Below are 24155 nucleotides of genomic sequence, written 5' to 3'. Positions count from 1 at the left end.
GCCGTTCAGTTCACGACGACCGGGGATCGGCCGCCGTGCCGAGCAGCCGCTGAGCTTCGTGAAGACTGCGGGTCGTGAGCGCCACGGCGAAGGGATGCGCGGGGACGGCGTATTGCTCGTCTGCGAGCTGCCCCGCCAGGATTCCCGCCGACAGCGACAGCTCGTCGTCGCCGGCCGCGTCCCAGAAGAACGCCATCCAGAGCAACATCCGCCGATAGAGTTCGAGGCGATGGATCAGCCGGCGCTCGAAGAGATAGCGATATGCGCCCGAATCGCGCGCCGGATCGGCCGCGGCCCTCCGCTCGCGCAGGGAGATCTCCTGGGCCAGCTCAAAGGTCAACGGCGAGCCGTCCACCCAGCCGGGACACTCCTCGAGCACGTTCCACGACCGTTCCGCCAGCACAGCCTGATCGATCGGGGCCGACGCCCACTCCGGCTTCGTCGCCAGAAACGAGCCGGAGTGGAAGCCCGCGCCGAGCATCGCGTCGAGCCACGGGCGCACGGCCGGCGGCGTCGATCGGCCCGACAGCAACAGGCTCCCCGACAGGAGGCCGAGCGCCAGCTCCGGGGCGTCCTCGACGCATTGCCCCGACGAGAGTTCCGCGAACTGCTCGTAAAGGTCGCTCTCGGCCTCATGGTCGGCTTCGGCCACCCCGAGCACGTCGAGGATGCCCTTGCGGACGTCGCACAGGAACGCGGCCGACGAGACGACCCCCTGGCGCTCGGTCGAGACGACGATCGCGCCCGAGCCCTCGCCGTCGACCGCCGTGACCAGCGAGCGAATCACCCGTCGCGAAGGCGAATCGCCGGTCGTCGCGATCGCGAACGTCGGCGCCGCGTCCGGTGAGGCTTCAGCGGTCGCCCGACCGATCGCAGCCCGGGTGTCCTCGTCGCGACTCTCGCCCAGCAGGAGCAGCAGCCGGGTCAACCCATCGCCCCCCCGCGCCTTGAGCAGTTCGGCGACGATCTGAAGCCGACTCTCAGGATCGATCGCTTCGAGCCCCTGGAAGGCGTTCCACGACTGTTCGGGATCGTGCTCCAGGCTGGCGAGCAAGTCGCCGAGCCAGGCCGTCGACGAGTCCGCGTCGTCCTGGCCGAGCGTCGGCCCGGGGATCTCGTCCCATCCCGGATCCTCGATCCGTCGAGCGCCTGAGTCCATCCGGCTTCACCAGACTCGTGAGGGTCCTGGGTTCTTCCACACGCGGCCGACGGGGCTCGCCGACCTCGTGGAGCCCGTCTCCGGGCGGGCGGGGTCGATCGAGTAGGTGCGAAGGCCGCTTCCGTCCCTGGAGTATTCGTAGATCGGCGTGGTTTCCGCAAGCTCGGAATCGGCCGGCAGCATGTAGAACAGCGGTTCGCCCCCAGTCCTCGAGCCGGCGGCGATCGTCGCCACGCCCGCCCGGTCGGGGGCGAAGAACGCGATCGAACGGCTGCGAACGCCCTCCGGAACCGCCCAACCGAACGCCAACCCGCTCGCTTCGACCTCGAACACCGGCGCGGGGAGCGCGAGCCGGGGATCGGCAAGGTCGAGCTGGTACATGACCTGGTTGTAGTCGTAGCGCGGAGTCACGTCCTTGGCACCCGAGAAGGTCGATGTATACGTGCCCTCGAAGTAGACGATGCGACCGTTCTCCTGGTCGAACATCGGGTGCTGCTTGGGGTTGTAGAACGAATAATCGTCGTGCGTGGCGATCTTGCGGGCGTAGACCCACGGCCCGAGCGGCGTGTCGGCCTCGCTGAACCAGACCTCGCCCAGGTAGGACGTCCGGCCGCCAGCCTCGACCGCGATCGAGATCCAGCGTTTGCGGTACGGGTTCCAGTAGACCGACCCACCGTGGGCCAGCACGGTCTTGCCGGTCTCGATGTCGCGCAATTGCAGGAGCCCTTCCTCGGCCTTCATCTTGCCGTCCCGGACGAATTTCGCCTGTTCCTGCTGACCGATAACGTCGGTGTGTTTCTTCCAACCGTAATTCAGCCGGCCGTCCGAGGTTCGGTCGAGCTTGCCCTGATCGGCGCGCGTCCCCGGCTCCAGGCAGGTGAACACCTCGCAGGCGTCGGGATCGACGATCTTATCGGGATCGGCGGGGACCCGGATGAGAGGGTAGGGGCCGGAGTAATAGACGTAAGCTGCATCATCGTCGCGATGGATGAACGTGTGACCGCCGGGACCGCCGGCCGGGTGGAGGGTTTTCTCGGCGGCGAACTGCGCGCGCTTCTCGAAGGTCTGGGTCTTGGGATCGAACTCGACGATCCCGCGCTCGTAAATGGTCATCGGCGGCTTGACCTTGGCGTAGTTCGCGAACATCCGTTCGCGCCCCTGGTCGTCGGTCAGGACCACAAGCCCAGTGATCCAGGTCGGGCCTTCGCCGGGCATGTTACAAGTCGGCCGGGCAAAGCCCTTGTCGTCCACGAAGTACGTCAGGTCGACTCCCTTGGCGGGATCGAGTCCGCCCTTGCCGGGAAGGTCCGAGACCGCCCCGGGGGAGTGGAAGTTGCCCAGCGGATATCCTGGCCGATTCGTGTCGCCCCAGAACCAGTGAATCTTTCCTTGATAGACGGCGTTCAAAACGCTGTCCTGGCCGAGCACCTGGCCGTCGAGGACCGGCTCTCGGATCGGGATCGGAACGCCGGTGAGCAGGCTGTCGCGGTAGATCCCGGCACCCGTCACCCGGAAGAGACGCCGGGCGACATTGACGCGTTTGATCTTCAACCGGGCCTCGCCGCCGGGCCGGACGTCGATCGCGGCGCCGGCGATCCCGAATCCGTCCTTGGCGAATTCATAGCCGTGGCTCTTGACCGAGAAAAAGACCTTGAGGCCCATCAGGCCCGGCTCGTCGAAGGCGACGACGCCGTTGCTGTCGGTCACGTAGCGGATCTGGTTCACCGTCCGAAGCTCGACGAGCGGCACCCCTCGACCGGTCTCGTCGTCGACGACCTCGATCCGGAACGGCCGGCGGTCGGTCGGCGGCTCGCCGGCGATCACGGGCGTTGAAAACGCGGCGAGGGCCGACGCGCAACCGATCCAACAGCGAATCCAACAACGCGACATGGTGGTCTCCGCTCTTTTCGATCGAGCGCCGGTCAGGTCTTGGAGTCTCGGTCCGGCTGACTTTTCAACGGCCGGCCGGTCCACGGTGGTTCGCCTTCATCGTCGTCGTCATCCGCATTCAAACGATCAAACTCGTGTTCGAGCACGACGCGCTCGTAGAGATCGTGGCGGATTTCCGTGAGGAAGCGGCTGGGGGTCGAGAAGACGGTCGGCCCGTAGCCGCCTCGGCTGATGGTCGAAGGGTAGGAGAGCATCAGCTCGTTCATGGCGCGGCTGACGGCGACGTAGAAGATGCGCCGTTCTTCGTCCTCGCCGCCGGGCTCGTCCATCGCGCGACGGTGCGGGAATCCCTCGTCGACGAGGCGGACGACGAAGACGTGCGACCATTCGAGCCCCTTGGCCTGGTGGACCGTGCTCAGTACCAGCACGTCTTGCGGATCTTCGCTGCCGGCCGCGTCCATGCCGTAGACGTCGCCGGCCAGAAGCAGCTCGGCGAGCAGCCGCTCCAGGCTGTCGTACTTGGCGGCCAGCACGGCGAACTGCTCGACGTCCTTGATCCGGTTGTCGGCCTTGTCATATTTCTGGCGGATCGTCCCGGGATATCCCCCCTTGAGGACCGCCTCGATCGCCCGAGCCGGGTGGTGCTCCGGATCGGTCGCCCGGATCAGGTTCAGATCGTTGACGAACGCGGCGAACAACCCCCGGCTCTTGGAAGGCACGATCGCCATCGTCTCGGCGGTCGCCAGCGCCTTGAGAGGGTCGGCCTCGCTTGCGATCCTCTGGTAGACGGCCCCAGCCTTGGCCGGACCGACTCCCGGCAAGAGGACGAACAATCGCCGCCACGACGCCTCGTCGCGCGGGTTGAGTACCACCCTCAAGAACGCCATGACGTCCTTGACGTGCGCCTGCTCGAAGAACCGGACCCCGCTGCGGACCGTGTAGGGGATGTTGCGGGCCAACAGCTCGCCCTGGAGCACCACGCTGTCGTAATGATTGCGATAGAGGACAGCCATCCTGCCCAGCGGAACGTCCTGGTCGTGGGCTTCGAGGATCTGCTGGCAGACGAGAGCGGCTTCCTCGTAGACGTCGGCCGTGGCCACGACGACCGGGAGCGGGCCGTCGTTCCGGGCCGAGACGAGCTGCTTGGGAAATCCCGACTGGTTGTGCGCGATCGACGCCTCGGTGAACGCGACGATCTGCGGCGTCGAACGATAGTTGACTTCGAGCCGGAAGACGCGCGCGTCCAGGTGGCGGTCGGGGAACTTGAGGATGTTGTCGTAGTTCGCGCCCCGGAACCGGTAGATCGACTGCGCGTCGTCGCCGACCGCCGTGAGGTTGCCCCGACCGGCCGCCGCGATCTTCTCGACGATCTCGATCTGGAGGGCGTTGGTGTCCTGCATCTCGTCGATCAGGATATGACGGAACATCCGTCCCTGTTCTTCGAGGCGGTTGGGGAACTCGTCCAGCAGCCGCAGCCACTGGGTCAGCAGGTCGTCGTAGTCCATGCAGTTGCTGGCGAGCTTGCGGCGGGCGTAGGCGTCAGCGACCTTCTCGATCTCCGGCAGCCATTCCGCCTGGTCGGCGGCTTCCGACTCGACCACCGCCGCGAGCGGCCGTCGCGTGTTGATGGCGAAGCTGATCAGGTGCTGCAACTGCGACGCCTTGGGCGCGAGCTTGCTCTTGTCGACGAGTCCCGCGTCGTCCATCGCCAGTCGCAGCAGGTCGGTCTGGTCCTCGCTGTCGAGGATCGTGAAGTTGGACTGAAAGCCGAGATCCTTCGCCGCCCCACGGAGCAGCCGGTTGCCGACATGATGGAACGTCCCGGCCCAGACGCGCCCGGCCTGATTGCCGACGAGTTCCCCGAGCCGACCGACCATCTCGCGCGCCGCGCGGCGGGTGAAGGTCGCCAGCAGGATCGAGTCGGCGGGAACGCCGCGGGCGATCAGAAATCCCACCCGGAACGTGATCACCCGGGTTTTTCCCGAGCCCGGGCCCGCCAGGATCAGATTGTATCCGTCGGGCGCGGTCGCCGCCGCCCGTTGCGAGCTGTTCAGCTCGTCGGCGAACTGCTTGTCCAGCCCGGCGGGCAGCTTATGCTTGAGTGTGATCTTACGCATGAACCCGTCTGCAACAAGTATCAAGCAGCGGAAATCTGGAGGCGTCGAAACGTGCGGCTCGTTCGGATTGTACCAGGATTCGACCGCCTCCAGGAGGCTCCGCCGGCCGGGTTCAGGTCGACGAGTCGGCCGCCCAGATGGCGCGGATGGTCTCCTCCTGGCCGTAGCCCTTGGGAACCGCGGGGCTCGGCGTGTTGGCGAAGTACCAGCGCTGATCATCGAGCGGAGAGCGAAGCGTACGGCTGCCGGGCATCTGGAGAAAGCCGTTGGGGTCGGTCTTGCGGACCCAATCCCAGGCGTACCGCAACCATTCGTTGCGATCCTTCTCGGTCAGGTGGGCGAACCAGGTGATCTCATCGTAGCCCCAGACCCAGACGCTCCCTTGCTTCGGCTCTCCCGGATGCTTGCTGGCGCCCCAGTTGTCGATCTCCACCAGATAGGGCAGGTGCTCGCACGCCCAGCCGCTGGGAGTCAGGCCGCCCCGGCTCCGGCCGTAGAGGCTGTCCAGGAAGCCGACCTTCAAGATCCCTTCGCGGGGCCGATCGGAAACCTCCATGATCCGCAACGGGAAGGAATGGAAGTCGAGCAGCAGTTTGCCGTCGCGCATGAGGCCGCCGCCAGGGACGTGGGCGTCACAGAGCAGCATGTGACGGCGGCCGTGTTGCGCCGCGTGCGACCGGGCGCGATCAAGCACCCGGGCGTAGTGAGCGAGGTCTTTGTCGTTGCCGTTCATCAGCTCGACTTGCCCGAAATGGATCGCCTCGACGCCGAGGTCGATGTAGGAAGCGGCGAGGAAATGGAACCAGAGCTGCGTCTCCGGTCGGCTCACGTCCGGGACCGAGGCGTTCCGCCCCCAGTGGTTGCGAAGTCGACCACTCGTGTAAAGCATGTCGTCGTACCGGAAGTTCCGTTCTTCCACCGGCTGCCCCAGGGCCTTGAACGCCCAGTCCGGAACGGGGACCTGATCCGCCTGAGTGGTCACGATCTCGAAGACGCACGCCTGGACGATCATCTCAGGATCGGCCGCGAAGACCCTGACGATCTGCTCCTTGGCCCGCTCGAAGTTGCGAAGCAGCTCGGCCTCGCCTGCCCACAGGCAAAGGCTCCGCCCCAAGAATTTCGCCCCGACGTGCTTGAGCATCCGGACGTTGTCGTCGAGATCGCCGCGACCGTTGAGCAAGCCCTCCATCGTGATCGCGCGCCCGAGGTAATGCTCCAGCACCTCCCGCGAGATCGTTCGATCGAAATGGTAGTTGCGCGGGCCGGACGGTTCCGAGACCCCCGTCGCCCGAGCGGCGCGGCCCAAGGCGGAACAGGCGCCAATTCCCAGGGCGAGTCGCGAAAAGTCACGGCGGTTGAGACAAGGCGACGGCATCATGCTTCCTTTCGCGAAATACGCGGCTCGACTGTCGACTGCGATTCCATTCTGGAGCGCTCAACGCCCGCGCGACAGACCCTCGAATTTCGCGATCGAGACGAAAACCGTTTGTCACGACGAGGCGGGACGGATATAATCCGGCATTGAGATTCAGTCTCAATAAACCACGAGGCGGCACGCCGTGCCATGGCGTCCCTCGACCACGATGCGGTGTGGAGCGGTGCGACTTCATCTTAATTGCGATCGGGGCCCGGGCATGAAGGCAGAGGCGCTGGTGGTTGATCGGCAAGAGGTGGGCGAGCTGATTCCGCTTTCGCTGCTGCGGGCCGGCGAAGCCGGGAGCGTCGGCGATGTGGTCGGCAACGTCGAGTTGGTGCATCGGCTCCGCGAGATGGGGCTTTACAATGGTGCCCAGGTCAAGATGATCCGGCCGGGAAGCCCGTGCATCATCGGCCTTGAAGGCCAGCGACTCGGGTTCCGCGGCGACGACCTGGCGCGGGTGCTCGTCCGCACCGGTGCGATGGCGTCCTGATCGCCTCCAAGACCGTCGCAACGACGATCGGCGATTGATTGATTCCCTCCCCATGCTTCCCTCCGGTCATGTGATGGCGATTGCCTCGGAAAACAGAACCTGGACGATCGCCCTGATCGGCAACCCGAACACCGGCAAATCTACGCTGTTCGGCGCGCTTTCCGGCGTGCGGCAACGAGTGGGCAACTACCCGGGAGTGACCGTCGAGAAGAAGCTCGGCGAGGTCGTCCACGACGGCCGACGCTGGATTCTCGTCGACCTGCCCGGTACCTACAGCCTGGCCCCGCGCTCTCCCGATGAGATGGTGACGGTCGACGTCCTGCTCGGTAGACGAACCGACGTCCAGCCCCCCGACGTCGTGATCTGCGTCGTGGCCGCGAGCAACCTGACTCGCAACCTCTACCTGGTCAGCCAGGTGCTCGAACTCGGTCGTCCCGTGATCGTCGCGTTGTCGATGGGCGACCTGGCCGAAGCCGACGGGTTGACCGTCGACGCCGCCAGGCTCAGCCGCCAGCTCGGGATTCCGGTCGTCCCCATCCAGGCGCAACTGGGCGAAGGGCTCGAAGCGCTCAAGCAGGCCGTCGAGGAAGCCGGTACGCGGCCGGCCCCGACGATCGCGAGCCCATTTCCCTCGGCTTTTCGCCAGGAAGTCGAACAACTCGCCGCGACGCTCACGCCGCCTCCCGCACGCTATCTTATCGAACGACTGCTCCTGGACTCGGGGTCGGAGGTCGAGGCGCAGCTCGCGCTCGGCGAGCCCGACCGTGAACAGCTTCGCCAGCGGGTCGACGACGCCCGCGCAAGGCTGGCCGAGGTCGGCTGCCGCGTGCCTGAGGTCGAGACGACGTCCCGATACGCCTGGATCGCCGACGCGACCGACGGAGTCGTCGAGCATCCCGATCACGCCGTCTCCAAATCCGCCGACCGGCTCGACGCGGTCCTCACCCACAAGGTCTGGGGATCGCTGATCCTGGCCGCCGTCCTGTTGCTGACCTTCAGTGCGGTCTTCGCCTTGGCCCAGATTCCCATGGACTGGATCGATGCGGGTAAAGACGCTGTGTCGGGCGTTCTTGAAGAGGCGCTGCCCGACGGCCCGATCCGGAGTCTGCTGGTCAAGGGAATCATCGGCGGGATTGGCGCGGTGGTCATCTTCCTGCCGCAGATTTTCATCCTCTTCTTCATCCTGACGGCGCTTGAGGAGTGCGGCTACCTGTCGCGCGCGGCGTACCTGATGGACAAGATCATGGTCCGGGTGGGCTTGAGTGGCAAATCGTTCATCCCGCTGCTCTCGTCGTTCGCTTGCGCCATACCGGGCGTGATGGCCACGCGGGTCATCGAGAACCGTCGGGACCGACTGACGACCATCCTGATCGCTCCGTTGATGAGCTGCAGCGCCCGACTGCCGGTCTACACGCTGATGATCGCGGCCTTCATCCCGGCGCGATCCTATCTCGGGGGGTTGATCCAGCTTCAGGGCCTGACGATGTTCGCCATGTACTCGGTGGGCGTCGTCGTGGCGGCCGCAGTCGCCCTAATCCTCAAGCGGACCTTGCTCCGCAGCGCCGCGCCGGTCTTCCTGATGGAGATGCCGGCCTACCAGTGGCCGTCGCCCCGAGTGATCATCTATCGGATGTTCGAACGCGGCTTGGACTTCCTGCAAAACGCCGGCACGATCATCTTCGCCGTCTCGATCCTCATGTGGGGGGCGCTTTACTACCCTCGCATCTCGGCCGACGAGCTGAAGCCGTTGTTGACGGAGAAAGCGCGAATCGAAGCCGCGATCGACACGGCGAGAGCCGCCAACGACGGGGCGACGGCCGAGTCGCTCGCCGCAGACCTAGGCGCGATCGATCACAAGATGGCGGGCGAGCAGGAGCGGCGCAGCTTCCTCGGCCGCGCCGGCAAGCTGATCGAGCCGGTCGTCCGCCCCCTGGGATGGGACTGGCGGATCGGCAGCGCCGTGCTGGCGTCGTTCCCGGCTCGCGAGGTCGTCGTCGCCACCATGGGGGTGATCTTCGACGTAGGCGAGGACGTGGGCGAAGGAGAAGGCGAGAAGCGGCTGACCACAGCCCTGCAAACGGCGACCTGGCCCGAGACCGGCAAGCCCCTGTTCAACATCCCCGTCGCGCTCTCGGTCATGGTTTTCTTCGCGTTGTGCGCCCAGTGCGTTTCGACACTCGCGGTGATCGGCCGCGAAACCCAAAGCTGGATCTGGCCGACGCTGTCGTTCACCTACATGACCGTCCTCGCTTACATCGGGGCGTTCCTCGCCTATCACGTGGGGATGCTGTTCGTCTCTTGAAGTCCGTTCCTCGATCGCATCGATCAGGTCGGAAGGGAGTGCGGAACATGGGCTGGCAAGACGCGGTCGCAATCTCAGTGGTCTTCGGGGCTGCGGTCTACCTCTCCAGCCTCGGCTGGAAAGGGCTGATCGGCGGGCGGAGCAGCGGCTGCGGATCATCGTGCGGCAAGTGCTCGTCGGGTGCCGAGGCGAGCGGCGCGGGCCAGCCCGAACAGGTCGTATCGATTGGCCTGGGCCGCGTCGGAGCCGGCCGCCAGGCCTCGGCCCTTCAGGATCGCGATTCCTGATCCATTGGCGATACCACGCGGGTCAAAACGAGATAGCGGGCGTCGTGCGGATTCTTCGCGTCGGCCTCCCAGCGCTCCTCGTGAACCGTCCGCCAGTCGGGTGAGCCGAGCAAGTCGACCGGGAAGAAGGTGTCGCCCTCGAAATCCCCTTCGACGAGCGTCAGGTGGACCTTCGAGCACAGGGGCAGAACGTCCCGATACATCTCGCCGCCGCCGACGATCATGACCTCGTCGGCGTCGGTCGCCCGCGCCTGGTCGAGAGCCTCGTCGATCGAACCGACGACCACGCATCCCGGGGCCGCAAGACCCGGGCGACGCGTCAGGATGATGTTGGTGCGGCCGGGCAGGGGGCGGCCGAGCGACTCGTGGGTTTTCCGTCCCATGACGATCGGCTTACCCCAGGTCAACTTGCGAAAGTGCTTCAGGTCGCGAGGCAGCCGCCAGGGGAGTTCGCCCCTTCGGCCAATCACCCGGTCGCGCGACATGGCGACGACGAACGAAACATCCATGATCGCCTCCGCGTTCCCCGTCAAACGGCCACTTCGCCCCGCAGGGCGGGATGAGAACGGTAGCCGATCAGCTTGATCTGACCGCGATCGATCTGCGCGAGATCGACGACGGCCGGGTCGATTTCGAGTCGGGGCAGGGAGAGCGGCGCCCGGTTTAGCTGCTCGTCGACCTGATCGAGATGGTTCGAGTAAATGTGAGCATCGCCGAACGTGTGAATGAAATCACCCGGCTCAAGGCCCGTCGCCTGGGCGACGAGATGAGTCAGCAGGGCGTAGCTGGCGATGTTGAACGGAACGCCCAGAAACAGGTCGGCGGACCGCTGGTAGAGCTGGCACGAGAGCCGGCCCTCGGCGACGCTGAATTGAAACAGCGTGTGGCACGGCGGGAGCGCCATCTCGGCGACTTCGGCGGGGTTCCAGGCCGTGACGATCAGCCGGCGGCCGACCGAGGCCGAAGGGTCGGCCGCCACGGCCTTGACGCCCGCGACCACGGCCGCGATCTGGTCGATCGAACGGCCGTCGGGCGCCTGCCAAGACCGCCACTGCTTGCCGTAGATCGGCCCCAGCTCGCCGTTCTCGTCGGCCCACTCGTCCCAGATGCCGACGCCGTGCTCGCGGAGATAGCCGATGTTGGTCGCCCCTCGGAGAAACCAGATCAGCTCGTGGACGATCGCTCCGAAGGCCATCTTCTTGGTCGTGACCAAGGGGAACCCGTCCGCGAGGTCGAACCGGATCTGTCGGCCGAAGACGCTCAGCGCGTCGATCTTCTCGCCCGTCGAGCGCAGCACGGCCCGCGTCGGCTTGCGCACGCCGTGCTCGCGAACGTCCTTCAGCAGATCCAGATATTGACGCATGCCGAACTCTCTTGACCGCGCGGATTTCGAGCCGCGTCGTCATTGATTATAGGAGGCCGTCAAACCGCCCCGATCAGGGCGTCGCGGGAGCCTTGGACTGAGCTGGGGCTGGAGCAGGAACGGTGACGATCGGAGGCTCGGGGGCGGGCCTCGCGGTGATGGCGACCAGTCGCTCCTGATACGACTGCCGCAACCCCTTGTCGTGACGACGGGGGGCAGGCCCCATGCTGACGAGCAGCGCGCCTTCCGAGGGAATCATCCATTCACCCTCGATGCGTTTGGAAACCACTTCGGGAATCTGGATCGTGCCGTTAATGGACGCCGCGTTGGCGTGCTCGGGTCGAAGCCGTTCGAGGAGTGAGGTCTTCACGACGCCGGGGTCGTCCTTCTCTTTCTCCTTGTCCTTCGACTGCGGTTTGACGCCTTCCGTGTATGTGGTGGTGAGGAACGCGAGCACCTGGTTCTGCTCGATCGCCACCTTGGCGAAAAGGATTTGCCCCTTGAGCTGGCTCGACGTCACGTTGACCCGGATTCCGTCGTGGACCTCGCCGATCTCCGGGACGAAGGCGATGTGCGTCCCCTCGTTGGGCGGGCCGTCGGAGACGCGCTTCAGGTGGGCGACGTACTTGACGGAGGTCTCGTTCGTCATCCGCGCCGGCTCGCCGACGTTGGAGATCATCCGGGGCGACTGGACGACGTTGCAGCGGGCGTCGTTCTGGCAGTATTTCAAAAGGTCGGCGAGGGCCTTTTGATCGAGCGCCCAGACCGCCGACCCTTCTTGACGAGCCACTGGCTCAAGCTGCGCGAGCATCTTTCCACGCCAATCGGGGCTGGCGACGGTGATGTCATGGACTTCGAACGCGATCTTCGGAACGGGGCCGGCCGGGGCCGTCGAAGTGAACGTCTCGACAGCCGCCGCGACGGCCAGCTTGCTGGGCTCGTCGCCCGGGCCGGCCCCGAGCCACGCCACCACGAACATCGTCGTCATGACCGCCATCATGCACCTCCGTGTACCCCGACGTCCGCCGGGGATAAGTCCGTACGCTCCGCGCGGCCGGATGGTAACGAAGGCTCGGGGACGGTCAATCCGAAGTTCGAGGGAACGATCGGGTTATCTCACTGAGACCATTTCGTCGGCGTCCGATCCCACCGATGCGTACGGAGCGACGCCGTGAGATCGGCCGGCAGTCGTCGGCCGTCGCTCGACGCGAGGTTAGCCTCGACGTTGCGGACCTTCCGCATGCCGGGGATGATCGTCGAGACGACGGGGTTTTCGAGAATGAACCGAAGCGCCAGCTCGGGCATCGTCATGCCGTCGGGAATCAGCGGACGCAGGGCCTCGGCCCGATCGACGCTCTTGGCGAGGTTCTCAGGCACGAAATAGGTGTTCCGCCAGTCCCCCTCGGGCCACTTCGACTCCCTGGTGAGCGTTCCCGTCAGCGTCCCCTCGTCGAACGGAACCCGGGCGATGACGGCGACGTTCAACTCGCGACAGAGCGGGAACAGCTCGTCCTCGGGCGCCTGGTCGAAGATGTTGTAGATCACCTGCACGGCGTCGACCACGCCGGTGCGCAGGGTCTTGAGGACGTTGTTCGGCTCCCAGCGATTGACGCTGACGCCGACGCCCCGGATCAGCCCTTCCCGCTTGAGGTCGTCCAGGGTGCGAATCCAGCGGTCGTCGTCAGCCCAGTCGTCTTCCCAGACGTGGAACTGCTGGAGGTCGATCGTCGCGACGTCGAGATTCTTGAGGCTTTTCTCGGTGTACTCGCGGATGTGGTCGGGCGGGAAGCAGTCGTCGAGCGTCGACCCGCGGCGCGACGGCCACTGGAAGTTCTTGGGCGGGATCTTGGTCGCGGCGTAAAGCCGCTTCTCGCGATGCTTCTTCAGCAGCCGTCCCAGGATCTGCTCGCTCCGGCCCTCGCCGTACCCCCAGGCCGTATCGAAGAAGTTGCAGCCGAGGTCGACGGACCGCTCAAGAGCGACGTCGGTCTCCTCGTCGTCGTTTCCGGTCCAACCGGCAAGGCCCCACATTCCATATCCGATTTCGCCGACGTCCCAACCCAGCCGACCGAACGTACGTTCTTGCATGACACTCGTCCTTGTTCGCAACGTGGAATCAACGTCCTATTGTAGCAGTGGTTTGTGAGCCCTAGCCACGAGCCGCCGCACCGTCGCCGGTCGCATTTCCAAGGCCCCGCTCGATACCCTTCGGCGTCGCACTACGAAGGAAATCGGCGAACCGTGGTCGGGACTGTGCGGCGGCTCCGCGAGGCGTTAGGCTAGGAATATCAAGCGATTCTTCCAGCCCGAGCCGATCACTTGGGAATCCCGGTCATGAACGGTGACGCACCGGACGAATACGATCTGGCCGACAATCCGGAATCGGACGAGTCCGAGACCGATCAGCCCCCGACGCCGAAAGCGCAGCCGACCCGCGCGCCGGGGCAGCCCTTGCCCCGGATGTGGAAGGCCGAGCCCGAGGACGAGCCTGCCGCGAGTCCCGGCAGGAAGCGGAACGTGGGCAAGCCGGCCGACGCGGGGAAGAGTTCCAAGGCGGGCGCGGGCGGCGACGAGCCGGGCGAAAAGAAAGCGCTCATGGAGGAGACGCCCGCTTTCGACACCTACGAAGCCCGCCAGCGGGCGCGGATGCTCACCGGCGGACTGATCGCCGGAATCGTCGGCCTGGCGTGCTACGTGGGCTACCAGATGTTCCCCAAGAACCCGTTCCCAGACGGCGGCCCGACCGACGAAGACGCCATGGCCCAGGGCCCCGTCGAGCCCGCCAAGCCCGACCTCGATGTCGAGGCGCGCGCCATGTTCGTCCGGGCGCGCGAGTTCGCCAAGATCGGCCGGTCCGACGAGGCCGTCGCGCTCCTTGAGAAGCTGGTCAAGGCGTACAAAAACACCAAGACGGCCGGCGACGCCCGCGAGGCCCTCAAGCGACCGGCGCAGAATCTGCCGCTGTTCCTCGATCGTCCCACCGTGAAGGCCGACGCCCCAGCCGTTCCCGACGCCGAGCCGACCGCCCCGCCGACCGTGGTCGTGGCCCGAGCGCCCGGCGTCGAGGCGAAGGGCAACGCCACGCTCGTCTTACCGGCCAACCCTGCCGAGCTGACTCCCTCGCAGGTTTCAGCGAACGCGACGGCGACGCCCGTCAGCGCCGACCGCAAGTTGCCTCCCGGCTTCACCGCCAAGACCGAGGCGGGGATGGACCCGTCCGGATGGCCGCTGCTGATCGTCGGCGACCGCGACGGCGCTCCGATGGTGTTCGTCCCCGGCGGCGTTTTCACGATGGGCGACGACCGCGATGCGGGTTTCGCCAGCCCCGAGCACAAGGTCAACCTATCCGGCTATTACATCGATCAGCACGAGGTGACGGTCCGCCAGTTCCGCCTCTTCCTCTCCGAGACGCGGTTTCGTGGACGGCCCCCCGGGAACTGGCCGACCGTCGATGAGACCGGCAAGCCTTCGACCGAGGCCTTGCCCATGGTCATGGTCAACGCTGGCGACGCGCAGGCCTACGCGGAATGGGCCGGCAAACGCCTGCCGACCGAGGCGCAGTGGGAACTGGCGGCCCGGTCGATCGACGGCCGGACGTATCCCTGGGGCGACGAGCCCGCCAAGTACGCTCGCCCCCGCACCGCCCGTCGAATCGACCCGGTCAAGTCGTTTCCGGAAGACAAGTCGCCCTATGGCGTCTTCGACATGGCGGGGAACGTCCTTGAGTGGACGTCCGACTCCTTCGACCCCGGCTATTACCGGTCGATCGCCTCGCAGGTCGTCAGCGACCCGACCGGTGCGCAGCCTCGCTCGGGGAAATCCGACCTGGTCGTCAAGGGAGGAAAGACCGGCGCCGGCGCGGCTCGCGAACCGATGGCGGCCGAGAAGCGGCTGACCTACGTCGGCTTTCGGTGCGCCCTTCAGGTCGAAAGACCGGCCGTCATCGCGACCCCCGTCCCGACTCCGGCCGCCGCGGCACCCGCGCCGACTCAGCCGCCGGCCGGTCAAAAGCCGGCTCCCGCGAACGCGGCGCCGCCTCCGGTTCCGTTCTGAGCAAGCCCAGGGCGCGCCGGACCGCGACGACCGGCGGCGTCCGACGCTTCGGAATGCGGGCATCCTGGTCAGCCAGAAACCATTGCACCGTCCGCTCGATGCTCTCTTCGTACGAGAGCGCCGGCGTCCATCCCAGCTTGTTCCGGGCCTTTTCGGTGCTGTAGCTGAGCCGGCGGCCCAAGAGCCACGCCCCGTATCGCGTCACCTGCGGGGGCTTCTTGCTCCGCCGCAGGCGTTCGCGAAGCTCGAGCGCGAATCCACCGTAGAAAGCGTACAAGAACGGATATCGCCAGGTCACCCGAGGGACGTCCAGGGCGTCGGCCAGCATGTCGAGAAACTGGCGTTGGGTGATCGCCGCTTGGCTCGTGACGTTGTACGCCTCGCCGACCGACCCCGGATCGTCGGCCGCCAGGATCGCCGCATCGGCGACGACCCCCGCATACACGGCGCTCAGCGGGTTGTCCCCCTTGCCGACGATCGACACCCGGTTCCAGCGAAACTCCTGGATCAACCGGGGCATCGTCGTGCGATCGCGCTCGCCGAAGATCCAGCTCGGACGGATCACGGTCAGCGGCAGGCCGCCGGTCTCGGCGAGTCCCCAGAGCAGCCGCTCGCAATCGACCTTGCTCCTCGTGTAATAGTCGAGGACCCAGATGTTGTCGCCCAGCGGGTGGGTCTCGGCGATGGGCTCCGCGCGGTCGCTCGGGTGGCCGTAGGCGCTCGTCGAGCTGACGTGGACGAACCGGTCGACTCGCGCGCGAACAGCCGCCTCGGCGAGCGTCCGGGTCGCGTCGATGCAGCCGACCTGAAACTCGCACCAACTCCCCCAGTCGCCGACCTTCGCCGCGCAGTGGTACACGACGTTGATCCCGTCGAGCGCCCGATCGCAGGCGGACGGGTCGGTCAGATCGCCGCGCACCACCTCGACGCCGCGCTCGTCGAGAAAACCGGTGGCGCTCGACTGTCGCGCCAGAGCGAGCACGTGATCACCGCGCGCGCCAAGCCGCTCGACGAGGTGGCTCCCCAGCAAGCCGGTAGCGCCCGTCACCAGGACCCGGCGGCTCAAAAGGCGGCTCGCGTGGAGCGCATCTTGTTGAATTCCGTAACCAGAGCGTCGGCGCGGTCGAGTTCGGCGGCGTCCATGTACGGGGCCAACGTGATGAGCATCTCACCAGTGTCGGGGTCCGGCGTCGGCTCTCCGCAGTCGACTTCCAGCGCGTGCAGCAGAGCCGCAAGGTCGTCGGCCTCGCGCCGGTGGACCTCGATCACGAGCCTCTCACGATCCAGCTTCGAGGGTGTCATCGGGAAGCCCTTACAAGTCAGGTTGAACGCACCGTCGCAGCGCAAAAATCCATTATAGCGGATTATCGACTTTGACGCAGAGAGAGCAAGCCGATTCCGAGCCGCGACGCGTCAGTAGTAAAGTTGGCCGCGAATCCAGAAGAGGTCGTTGACGTTGCTTCGGAGGTCTTTATTGAGCATGACCGGAGTGCCGTACATCGCGTGCTGCCAGTCGAAGTAGATCTTGATGAAGCTGGTCGGATACCAGTTGAGGCCGATATCGGTCATGCCGATGCTGTTCGTCCAGACGTTGGGGTCGGCCAGGCCGGCCTTGAAGACGGTTTCGCCGAGGCGGAGTTCGCTGTAACGCGCGAAGGGTTCGAAGGCGCCCGGCCCCCAGCCGTTGCGGAGCGGGTCGAAGGGCCGGAGGGGATCGACGCGGCTGCGGTCCGTGACCTTCTCGCCCGTCACGAAATAGGAGGCCGTGATGTGGTTGCCGCTGACCGGCACCGAGACCGGCTGGAACGAGCCGGCCCTGGCGTAGTGGTCGCGGCCTCCCTGCCACTCGGCCTCGAACGACAGGCCGCCGACGTACCATGCGACGTGCGCCGCGAGGGCGCTGTGGCCGCCGAGCAAGTAGACGTCCTCATTGAAAGCAAGAAACAGCGAGGTCGCCTGTTGCGCCGCCTCGTCGTTCTCCGAAGACTGGAGCGACGTCCGCATAGGCAACGGCTTCTGGGGACGGACCTGCTGGCCGAGATACCCCGATACGCCCATATTCAGGTTTTTGAGCCAAGGCCAACGCTCGGATTGCGCAAACGGCTTCGCGTTGAGGTACGAGACGGCGTCGCGGGTCGAGTTGTTGTCGGCGACCCCGACCAGGTGGCCGTCGAAGCCGCCGACGGCGTACTGGAGCCGGTCCTCGAACAGCCTCCCGTGGGCCATCAAGCCGGCCGACCGCGAGAGCCCGAAGTTGAGCGGGAAAAGCGAGCGCTCGGGCGTGATGAAGTACTGTTCGAGATGGTCGTACCAATCGTAACTGTATGGGACGAGCGTCCGGCCGAACTTGACCTTGAACCGGGGATCGATGTTCACGTCGACGTTGCCGTCGAGCAAGTCCCAGACTCCCTCGACGCTCCGCTGGATCGAAACCTCGTACTGGAACAGGCGAGTGAGCTGGCCTTCGAAGTAAATCCGGACGCGGGGGATGTAGATGCCGCTCGACGCGGGAATCTGGTTGCCGGGCGAGAAGACCTTGAAATCGGTCTGATCGAGAACCCGGAATCGAAGCTGGTACTCGTCGTCCTCGGTCTTGAGCCCGAATCCCTCCCCGAACGCCCCGATCAGCAGCCGATCGGCGAAGGCGCCCCCCCGGGCGTGCTCCGCCAGTCCCCGCGGCCGGTCGTCGTCGGGCTGCCGGCCGGGTTCGCGGAAGGCCGGTCGCGGGGGGAGCGGATCTGGGAGCGCATCGGCGGCGGCGTCCGGCTTCGCATCGAGACGCTTGAGCAAGTCTTCGTATCGAGATTCCAGCGACCGATAGCGATCTTCGGACCGGAGCCGCTCGCGCTCGGAGCGGTCGAGTCGTTCGACGATCGCCCGATTCATCGCCTCGAGCTTGCGGAGCCGATCGTCGAGCACTTCGCCCTGGGGCTCACTCGCGGGGGACGCCTCGGCGTCGGAGGGTTGCTGAGCCCGGACCTCGAAGGCCGAGACGACGGCGAGCACGACGAGAATGTCGCGAATCGGCCGTCGCCTCTGTGCCATCAAAAACGCCCCGATCTCTTGCCCGCGCGGGGCTGCTATTCGCCTCGCCCCCGTAGTCGCCGCCGGCCCCGTCGCGGTGCGACGCCCGGACGCGCCTGATCTCCTTTATCGGCCGCGACGCCCCCCCTCCTTGACCGCCCGATCGTCAAACTCAATGGTCGCTGGCCTTGATTTTTCGGTCGACCGCCGATAGGCCCATCTCGCATTCCGGCTTGAACTTGAGTCGGATCAACGAGCCGGAGGGCGGTCCGCGATCAGAGATTTCTTGACTTCTTCAGGAATGTGAGGGAGGTGATCGTCCCGTTGTCTACGTCAGCCTGCGCTGCGCGCCAACCAGGAGGGTGTCCCGAACGGGTCCTCTTCGAGCCGACCGGAACGCGTCGCAGTCGTCGCCGAATGGAACATGGGCCTGTTGGGGCGCGGGAACGACGGCCTCAGCTCTTAACGAACTGGTACCACCATGACGGAAGAAACCATCGATGCTGGTCTGCTCGAACAGACGAAAACCCAGATCCGCAAGCTGGTGGCCGAGATTGCCGACCTGGCGGAATCGGACGTCCAGCCCGGTGAGTTCTACGGCGAGTTTCTAAACCGGGCCGTGGCCGCGACGGCCGCGACCGGAGGCGCGTTCTGGCTGCTCGACGGCCGGGGCGGCCTGCGACTCCAGTACCAGCTCGACTTCGCCCAGACCGGGCTCATGGACGGGCGCGTCAAGACGCCCCCGCACGACGCTCTGCTCGGCTGCATGGTTCAGGCGACGCAGCCCCAGATCGTCCCTCCCGGCGCGGTGATCGAAGGGGTGCCGCAGGCGTACAACCCCACCCACCTGGCGATCATCCTGGCCCCCCTGGTCGTCGACAAGCAGGTCGTCGGTCTGCTCGAAATTCTGATGGACCCCAATCGTCGGGCGGCCCAGCAGAAGAGCACGCTGCGGTTCGTGGCCGACCTGTGCGACCTGGCCTCGAACTACCTCAAGAACCGGCAGATGCGGCAGATGGTCTCGCAGCAACGGCTGTGGAACCAGCTTGAGGGCTTCACCCACCAAATCCACGCATCGCTGGACCTCAAGGAGACGGCTTACGCGATCGTCAACGACGGCAAGCGGCTGGTGGGCTGCGACCGCCTGAGCGTGGCGATGAAGCTGTCCGGCCGGACGCTCGTCGAGGCGATCAGCGGCCAGGAGGTCGTCGAACAGCGGTCCAACCAGGTCCGCGAGCTGACGAAGCTTTGCAAGGCCGTGATCCGGTCGGGCGAAGACCTCGTTTACACGGGCAACACCGACGGCTTCGCCCCCGACATCCGCGACGCTCTCGAGCTGTACGTCGACGAGTCGGGCTCGAAGGCCGTGGCGATCGCGATCCTCCACAAGCCTGAAAAGGAGGAGGGCGCCGAACACAAAGAGAAGGTGGCGTACGGCTGCCTCGTGGCGGAGCAGATCGGCGACGAGATCGCCCCCACCGACATGCACGCCCGGACCGAGGTCGTGTCGCGGCACGCCTCGACCGCGCTCTGGAACGCGCAGGAGCATCACCGGATCTTCCTCCGGCCACTGCTCAAGGCGATGGGCTCGCCGTGGCGGCTGTTGCGGGGCCGGACGCTGGCCAAGATCGTCGCGGTCCTGCTGCTCATCGTCTCCCTCATCGGCGCCTTGACCTTCGTCCCCTGGAACCTGCGGATCGAAGGCCGCGGCTCGCTCATGCCGGAACAGCGGCAAAGCGTCTACGCGCCGATCCCCGGCATCGTCGTCGAGGTGCCCGTCGATCACGGCTCAGTCGTCAAGAAGGGGGACGTGATCGCCCGCCTCGACAGCCGCGAGCTGCAGAAGGAACTCAACAAGCTGACCGCCGAATACAACAAGGCCAGCAACCAGACCGTCATCCTCCAACGCCAGGAGCAGCGGTCGAGCACCACGCAGAACGATCGCGAGAACGTCTACCAGCTCCAGGCGCAGCTCTCGGAGGCCCAGATCACGGCCAAGAGCTCTCGCGAGCAGATCGAGATCGTCCAGGAGCAGATCGAGTCGATGTCGATCCGCGCCCCGCACGACGGCGTCATCACCACGTGGAAGGCGAAAGAGAACCTGATGGGCCGTCCCGTCGACATCGGGACCGAGCTGCTCCAGATCGCCTCGACCGAAGGCGAGTGGGTGCTTGAGGTCGACGTTCCCGACGACGACATGGGACCGGTCCTCGCGGCCCAGAGCAAGCTCGAATCGGCGCCCGCCGGATCGACCCTGTCGGCCTACTTCGTGGTCATGACCGAGCCCGAGCACCGCTACCAGGGCTTCGTGCGGCGGATCGCGGCCAAGGCCGAGACCAAGCCCGACAGCAACGAGCAGCGGCACACGGTGAAGGTGACCGTGGGATTCAGCGACGCCGTTCGCAACGAGTACCTCAAGCGGAACCACGAATTCCGGGCGGGCGCCGAGACCCGCGCCCGGATCGACTGCGGCGACGCCCGACTGGCCTACGTGTTGTTCCGCAAGGTCGTCCAGGTGTGGCACGAGTCGGTCCTCTTCCGCTGGCCGTTCCTGCATTGATCATCGATCGCCTCGCCTGCGGCCCCGCCGCGCGGCGGGTCCGAAGGCAGCCGCGGCCTGAAACTCCTTCAAATACGTTTTCCGACTATCAACGCGTGGAGGCTCGTTCGATCATGACCGCCCTGAAAACCGCCGGGACCGTGGCCGTGGGAATGCTCGCGACTCTGTCCGTAGCCGCCTTCGGGCAGAACGGCGCGGGCCAGGACCCCGCTCCCCGGGGCGCGACCGCCACCCTCGTCCTCGAGTCGGCCGACCAGCTCGGCAGGCTCGACTGGATCGAGAAGTCGGAAGTCGCCGCCCTCCGCGAAGGCGTCATCGAGAAAATGGAGTTGCGGGAAGGCGACCCGGCGATCAAGGACCAGCCGATCGGTTATCTCCACAAAGAGGTCGCCGAGCTGACCGTCGCCAAGAACGCCCTGATGGCCAGCAACACCGCCGCGATCGAGAAGGGGCAAGCCGCCTGGGAGGTCGCCCTCACCGTCGTCGCTCGCAACAAGCGGCTCAACGAGCGCAAGCCGGGCATGGTGTCGCAGGAAGACGTCGCCAAGGCCGAGGGCGAACTCAAGGTCGCCGTGGCCCAGATCAACGAGGCGAAGGAGCAGGTCGCGATCAACAAGGCCGAGCTCAACCTCGCCAAGCAGATGCTCAAGGAGCATACGATCGTGGCGCCGTTCAACGGCATCGTCATCAAGCGGATGAAGCACCCCGGCGAGAGTGTGCGGGCCAACGAGGCCGTCGTCGAGATCGGCAACCTGGCGCGACTCTGGGCCGAATTCCACGTTCCGCTCGAGTACGCGCTGCGCGTCAAGGAGGGCCAGATCGTCGAGATCCAGCCCCGGCTCGTCGGCACCCGCGGCGATCAGCCGATCGAACGCATGAAGTTCCGCGGCAAGATCTCGTTCGTGAACCCCGAGATCCAGCCGGTCGGCGAGACCGCCGTCCTCATCCGAGCCGAGTTCGACAACCCGAACTTCGAGCTGCGGCCGGGCTTCAAGGTGGCCGCGACGATTTTTCTGACCGACGACGTCGCCTCGCGAACCCCCCAGCCGACCGCCCGCTGAACGTGGGCGGAGACGGCCGTTTCCGATTCATCCCTGACCCTGTGACGAGTCGTCCCTCGCACGGCCCACCGAGGATCGCCGATCGATGAGCGCAGCTCCCACAACAGCCCCAGCGACTCCCTACGGGCAGGCCGCCGAGCACCTCAAGGTCAAGCTCCGGCCCGACCTGGTGGTCCAACCCCAGTTCTACGAGGGGATGACCCACTACGTCATCAAGGACCCGCTGGCCCTCAAGTACTTCCGATTCAAGATCGAGGAGTACTTCCTGCTCCAGCAGTTCGACGGCGAGAAGAACCTGCAGGACGTCAAGCGGGCCTTCGAGCGCAAATACCGGCCCCAGACGATCTCGATCGAGGACCTCGTTCGGTTCGTGGCCCAGCTCCACGAGGCGGGCGTCGTCATCATCGACAGTCCCGAGCAGGCCGTCGCCCTGATCCGCCGCCGCCGCAAGAACCGGTGGCGGAAGGTCTGGGGCTTCCTGGCGAACATCCTGTTCATCAAGATCCCGGTCATCGACCCCGAGCGGCTCCTGACCTGGATGTATCCGTATTTCCGCTGGCTGTTCACCCGCACCTTCGTGGCCTTCAGCACAAGCATGATGCTCGCCGCGATCATCCTGGTCGTCAGCCAGTGGAGCCACTTCTACTCGAAGCTCCCCGAGTTCCAGAGCTTCTTCAACTGGTGGACGATCTTCACGTTCTGGATCAGCCTGGCGATCATCAAGATCATCCACGAGTTCGGCCACGGGCTCACCGCCAAGCACTTCGGCGGCGAGGTCCACGAGATGGGGATGCTCTTCCTCGTCCTCACCCCGGCCCTCTACTGTGACGTGACCGACAGTTGGCTCCTGCCCAACAAGTGGCACCGGATCTGGATCTCGGCCGCAGGCATCTACGTCGAACTCTTCCTGGCCAGCATCGCCACCTTCGTCTGGTTCAACACCGAGCAAGGGCTGTTCAACAGCCTGGCGATGGCCACGATGTTCATCTGCTCGGTCAACACCGTCTTGTTCAACGCCAACCCGCTGCTGCGGTACGACGGCTACTACGTGACGGCCGACTACCTGGAAATCCCCAACCTGCGGATCAAGAGCACCCAGTTCTTCACCTACCTGATCCAGGAGAAGGTGCTCGGCCTGGAAGTCCCCGTCCAGAGCTACCTGCCGCGCTCCCGGCGGACGCTGTTCGTGTCGTACGCGATCGCCAGCTACCTGTACCGCTGGGTGGTCACCTTCAGCATCATCTTCTTCTTGTCGCAGGTGCTGAAGCCGTACAAGCTGCAATCGCTTAGTTATATGCTGGCGCTCGGATCATTGATCCCGCTGTTGGCCATGCCCATTTACCAGATCGGTAAGTTCGTTCGCACGCCCGGGAGGATGCGCAAAGTGAAGAAAGCTCGTGCGGCCGCTTTCGCCGCGGCGTTCGTAGCCGTCGTGGCCGGGATCTTGCTGATCCCCACCCCGCTGCGAATCCAGGGCACCCTGGTGCTGTCGCCGGCCAACCCCGTCGAGGTCTACGCCGAAGTCGAAGGCCAGCTCGTCGACCTCAAAGTCCTTGACGGCCAGTGGGTCAAAAAAGGCGCCGTCTTGGCCCAGCTCGTCAACCTTGAGAAGCAGAAGGAGCGCGTCCAGCGCCAGGCCGAACACGACACCTACTGGTTCAAGGCCCTCTGGTACAACCAGAGCGCCGCGACCCGGGCGCAGGCGAAGCAGCACGAGGTGATGGCCGAACAACTTGAGCCGTCCATGACCAGGATCAACGATCAACTCGGCAAGCTCACCCTGACCGCCAGCCGCGACGGTCAGCTCATCGGCGTCCCCCACCGCGAAACGCTCGGCCAGTGGCTGAAGACCGGTAAACCGTTCTGCCAGCTCGCCGACCCCCATCATCTCGAAGCCCGATTGATCATCGACCAGTCGGACATCGACCTGATCAAGCCCGATAACAAAACCTGGGTCAAAATCCACGGCCGCTCCGAGACCACCCTCGTCAGCAAGGTCACCGAGATCGCCAAGCGGAACCGCGACGAGATCCCTCCCGAGCTTGCGAACTCCGCCGGCGGCGAGATCGCCGCCAAGCCCGACCCCAAAACCGGCCAGGTGAAGCCGCAAACCGCCGTCTACGAGGTCATCATCCCCATCGAGAATCCCAACCTGCTGTTCCATCCCGGCCAGCGCGGGTTCGCCAAGATCGACGGCGGCACCCACACCTTCGGCTGGTGGCTCTGGCGGCTCATCACCAAGACGTTCCACTTCAACATCTAACGAGCCGACCGACGAACCGCTTCCCAACGCAGGGCCCCGGGCGACGATCCCTCCGATCGACTCCCGGGGCCTTGTGCATTTCCGCCGTCGCCGCCGCATAGCGCGATCAGCCCGTGCTCCGACCACCTCGATTCCGAGCCCTCGGTTCGGCAGCGCCACCAAGTGC

Annotated in this window: 18 protein-coding genes; 7 read left to right on the top strand and 11 right to left on the bottom strand. The window is 65.7% G+C overall.

The window, feature by feature from the left end:
• Nucleotides 1-10: 10 nt before the first annotated feature.
• The 4 genes from BSF38_RS04005 to BSF38_RS03990 form a co-directional block, all read right to left on the bottom strand.
• Nucleotides 11-1159 (bottom strand): hypothetical protein, encoded by a 1149-nt coding sequence (locus BSF38_RS04005; protein ID WP_076343564.1) that lies wholly within the window; start codon nucleotides 1157-1159, stop codon nucleotides 11-13.
• A gap of 6 nt (nucleotides 1160-1165) precedes the next feature.
• Nucleotides 1166-3049, bottom strand: coding sequence for a hypothetical protein (locus BSF38_RS04000; protein ID WP_099091945.1), 1884 nt, complete (start codon nucleotides 3047-3049; stop codon nucleotides 1166-1168).
• A gap of 32 nt (nucleotides 3050-3081) precedes the next feature.
• Nucleotides 3082-5166, bottom strand: a complete 2085-nt coding sequence (locus BSF38_RS03995; RefSeq protein WP_076343563.1) for an ATP-dependent helicase — start codon at nucleotides 5164-5166, stop codon at nucleotides 3082-3084.
• 112 nt (nucleotides 5167-5278) lie between these two features.
• On the bottom strand, nucleotides 5279-6388 hold the full coding sequence (locus BSF38_RS03990) for a hypothetical protein (RefSeq protein ID WP_210405677.1): 1110 nt from the start codon (nucleotides 6386-6388) through the stop codon (nucleotides 5279-5281).
• A 412-nt stretch (nucleotides 6389-6800) separates the two neighbouring features.
• Between BSF38_RS03990 and BSF38_RS03985 the strand changes: the two genes are divergently transcribed.
• The 3 genes from BSF38_RS03985 to BSF38_RS03975 are packed head-to-tail and all read left to right on the top strand — an operon-like array spanning nucleotide 6801 to nucleotide 9665.
• Nucleotides 6801-7076: a FeoA family protein gene (locus BSF38_RS03985; protein WP_076343561.1), complete on the top strand. Its 276-nt coding sequence runs from the start codon at nucleotides 6801-6803 to the stop codon at nucleotides 7074-7076.
• A 52-nt stretch (nucleotides 7077-7128) separates the two neighbouring features.
• The gene (gene feoB, locus BSF38_RS03980) at nucleotides 7129-9378 is read left to right on the top strand and encodes a ferrous iron transport protein B (protein WP_210405676.1); all 2250 of its coding nucleotides are present in this window, start codon (nucleotides 7129-7131) and stop codon (nucleotides 9376-9378) included.
• 47 nt (nucleotides 9379-9425) lie between these two features.
• Nucleotides 9426-9665 (top strand): hypothetical protein, encoded by a 240-nt coding sequence (locus tag BSF38_RS03975; protein ID WP_076343559.1) that lies wholly within the window; start codon nucleotides 9426-9428, stop codon nucleotides 9663-9665.
• On the opposite strand, the gene BSF38_RS03970 is transcribed toward BSF38_RS03975, so the two are convergent.
• The 4 genes from BSF38_RS03970 to BSF38_RS03955 all read right to left on the bottom strand — a co-directional run bounded on the left by BSF38_RS03970 (nucleotide 9647) and on the right by BSF38_RS03955 (nucleotide 13116).
• The gene (locus BSF38_RS03970; RefSeq protein ID WP_076350579.1) at nucleotides 9647-10174 is read right to left on the bottom strand and encodes a dihydrofolate reductase; all 528 of its coding nucleotides are present in this window, start codon (nucleotides 10172-10174) and stop codon (nucleotides 9647-9649) included. The two genes, BSF38_RS03975 and BSF38_RS03970, sit on opposite strands and share 19 nt — an antisense overlap.
• A 20-nt stretch (nucleotides 10175-10194) precedes the next feature.
• On the bottom strand, nucleotides 10195-11028 hold the full coding sequence (locus BSF38_RS03965) for a thymidylate synthase (protein ID WP_076343558.1): 834 nt from the start codon (nucleotides 11026-11028) through the stop codon (nucleotides 10195-10197).
• Between the two features lie 73 nt (nucleotides 11029-11101).
• Nucleotides 11102-12025, bottom strand: coding sequence for a hypothetical protein (locus BSF38_RS03960; protein WP_145951958.1), 924 nt, complete (start codon nucleotides 12023-12025; stop codon nucleotides 11102-11104).
• Between the two features lie 119 nt (nucleotides 12026-12144).
• Nucleotides 12145-13116, bottom strand: coding sequence for an aldo/keto reductase (locus BSF38_RS03955; protein WP_076343556.1), 972 nt, complete (start codon nucleotides 13114-13116; stop codon nucleotides 12145-12147).
• Nucleotides 13117-13362: 246 nt separating this feature from the next.
• On the opposite strand from BSF38_RS03955, the gene BSF38_RS03950 reads away from it, so the two are divergent.
• Nucleotides 13363-15081, top strand: coding sequence for an SUMF1/EgtB/PvdO family nonheme iron enzyme (locus BSF38_RS03950; protein WP_145951957.1), 1719 nt, complete (start codon nucleotides 13363-13365; stop codon nucleotides 15079-15081).
• Here BSF38_RS03950 and BSF38_RS03945 read toward each other — a convergent pair.
• The 3 genes from BSF38_RS03945 to BSF38_RS03935 form a co-directional block, all read right to left on the bottom strand.
• Complete coding sequence (locus BSF38_RS03945; protein ID WP_076343554.1) at nucleotides 14969-16147, bottom strand: NAD-dependent epimerase/dehydratase family protein; 1179 nt, start codon at nucleotides 16145-16147, stop codon at nucleotides 14969-14971. The two genes, BSF38_RS03950 and BSF38_RS03945, sit on opposite strands and share 113 nt — an antisense overlap.
• Nucleotides 16144-16383, bottom strand: coding sequence for a hypothetical protein (locus BSF38_RS03940; RefSeq protein ID WP_145951956.1), 240 nt, complete (start codon nucleotides 16381-16383; stop codon nucleotides 16144-16146). The genes BSF38_RS03945 and BSF38_RS03940 overlap by 4 nt, the downstream gene beginning before the upstream one ends.
• A gap of 111 nt (nucleotides 16384-16494) precedes the next feature.
• Complete coding sequence (locus BSF38_RS03935) at nucleotides 16495-18126, bottom strand: OprO/OprP family phosphate-selective porin (RefSeq protein ID WP_083712677.1); 1632 nt, start codon at nucleotides 18124-18126, stop codon at nucleotides 16495-16497.
• Nucleotides 18127-18586: 460 nt separating this feature from the next.
• Here BSF38_RS03935 and BSF38_RS03930 point away from each other — a divergent pair, with 460 nt between their 5' ends.
• The 3 genes from BSF38_RS03930 to BSF38_RS03920 all read left to right on the top strand — a co-directional run bounded on the left by BSF38_RS03930 (nucleotide 18587) and on the right by BSF38_RS03920 (nucleotide 23989).
• Complete coding sequence (locus BSF38_RS03930) at nucleotides 18587-20665, top strand: efflux RND transporter periplasmic adaptor subunit (RefSeq protein ID WP_076343551.1); 2079 nt, start codon at nucleotides 18587-18589, stop codon at nucleotides 20663-20665.
• Between the two features lie 113 nt (nucleotides 20666-20778).
• The gene (locus BSF38_RS03925; RefSeq protein ID WP_076343550.1) at nucleotides 20779-21726 is read left to right on the top strand and encodes an efflux RND transporter periplasmic adaptor subunit; all 948 of its coding nucleotides are present in this window, start codon (nucleotides 20779-20781) and stop codon (nucleotides 21724-21726) included.
• Between the two features lie 85 nt (nucleotides 21727-21811).
• Nucleotides 21812-23989, top strand: a complete 2178-nt coding sequence (locus BSF38_RS03920; RefSeq protein WP_076343549.1) for a site-2 protease family protein — start codon at nucleotides 21812-21814, stop codon at nucleotides 23987-23989.
• Nucleotides 23990-24155: the final 166 nt, after the last annotated feature.

This window comes from Paludisphaera borealis (assembly GCF_001956985.1).
Lineage (GTDB): Bacteria > Planctomycetota > Planctomycetia > Isosphaerales > Isosphaeraceae > Paludisphaera > Paludisphaera borealis.
The sequence above is the reverse complement of the archived record's forward strand: the minus strand, read 5'-3'. Positions and strand labels throughout refer to the sequence as shown.

What these genes read in the sequence shown, in the direction of transcription:
- BSF38_RS03925 (WP_076343550.1), top strand. Translation starts at nt 20,779, where the DNA reads ATGACCGCCCTGAAAACCGCCGGGACCGTGGCCGTGGGAATGCTCGCG.
- BSF38_RS04005 (WP_076343564.1), bottom strand. Translation starts at nt 1,159, where the DNA reads ATGGACTCAGGCGCTCGACGGATCGAGGATCCGGGATGGGACGAGATC.
- BSF38_RS03940 (WP_145951956.1), bottom strand. Translation starts at nt 16,383, where the DNA reads ATGACACCCTCGAAGCTGGATCGTGAGAGGCTCGTGATCGAGGTCCAC.
- BSF38_RS03935 (WP_083712677.1), bottom strand. Translation starts at nt 18,126, where the DNA reads ATGGCACAGAGGCGACGGCCGATTCGCGACATTCTCGTCGTGCTCGCC.
- feoB (WP_210405676.1), top strand. Translation starts at nt 7,129, where the DNA reads ATGCTTCCCTCCGGTCATGTGATGGCGATTGCCTCGGAAAACAGAACC.
- BSF38_RS03960 (WP_145951958.1), bottom strand. Translation starts at nt 12,025, where the DNA reads ATGGCGGTCATGACGACGATGTTCGTGGTGGCGTGGCTCGGGGCCGGC.
- BSF38_RS03970 (WP_076350579.1), bottom strand. Translation starts at nt 10,174, where the DNA reads ATGGATGTTTCGTTCGTCGTCGCCATGTCGCGCGACCGGGTGATTGGC.
- BSF38_RS03985 (WP_076343561.1), top strand. Translation starts at nt 6,801, where the DNA reads ATGAAGGCAGAGGCGCTGGTGGTTGATCGGCAAGAGGTGGGCGAGCTG.
- BSF38_RS03955 (WP_076343556.1), bottom strand. Translation starts at nt 13,116, where the DNA reads ATGCAAGAACGTACGTTCGGTCGGCTGGGTTGGGACGTCGGCGAAATC.
- BSF38_RS03995 (WP_076343563.1), bottom strand. Translation starts at nt 5,166, where the DNA reads ATGCGTAAGATCACACTCAAGCATAAGCTGCCCGCCGGGCTGGACAAG.
- BSF38_RS03950 (WP_145951957.1), top strand. Translation starts at nt 13,363, where the DNA reads ATGAACGGTGACGCACCGGACGAATACGATCTGGCCGACAATCCGGAA.
- BSF38_RS03930 (WP_076343551.1), top strand. Translation starts at nt 18,587, where the DNA reads ATGACGGAAGAAACCATCGATGCTGGTCTGCTCGAACAGACGAAAACC.
- BSF38_RS03975 (WP_076343559.1), top strand. Translation starts at nt 9,426, where the DNA reads ATGGGCTGGCAAGACGCGGTCGCAATCTCAGTGGTCTTCGGGGCTGCG.
- BSF38_RS03920 (WP_076343549.1), top strand. Translation starts at nt 21,812, where the DNA reads ATGAGCGCAGCTCCCACAACAGCCCCAGCGACTCCCTACGGGCAGGCC.
- BSF38_RS04000 (WP_099091945.1), bottom strand. Translation starts at nt 3,049, where the DNA reads ATGTCGCGTTGTTGGATTCGCTGTTGGATCGGTTGCGCGTCGGCCCTC.
- BSF38_RS03965 (WP_076343558.1), bottom strand. Translation starts at nt 11,028, where the DNA reads ATGCGTCAATATCTGGATCTGCTGAAGGACGTTCGCGAGCACGGCGTG.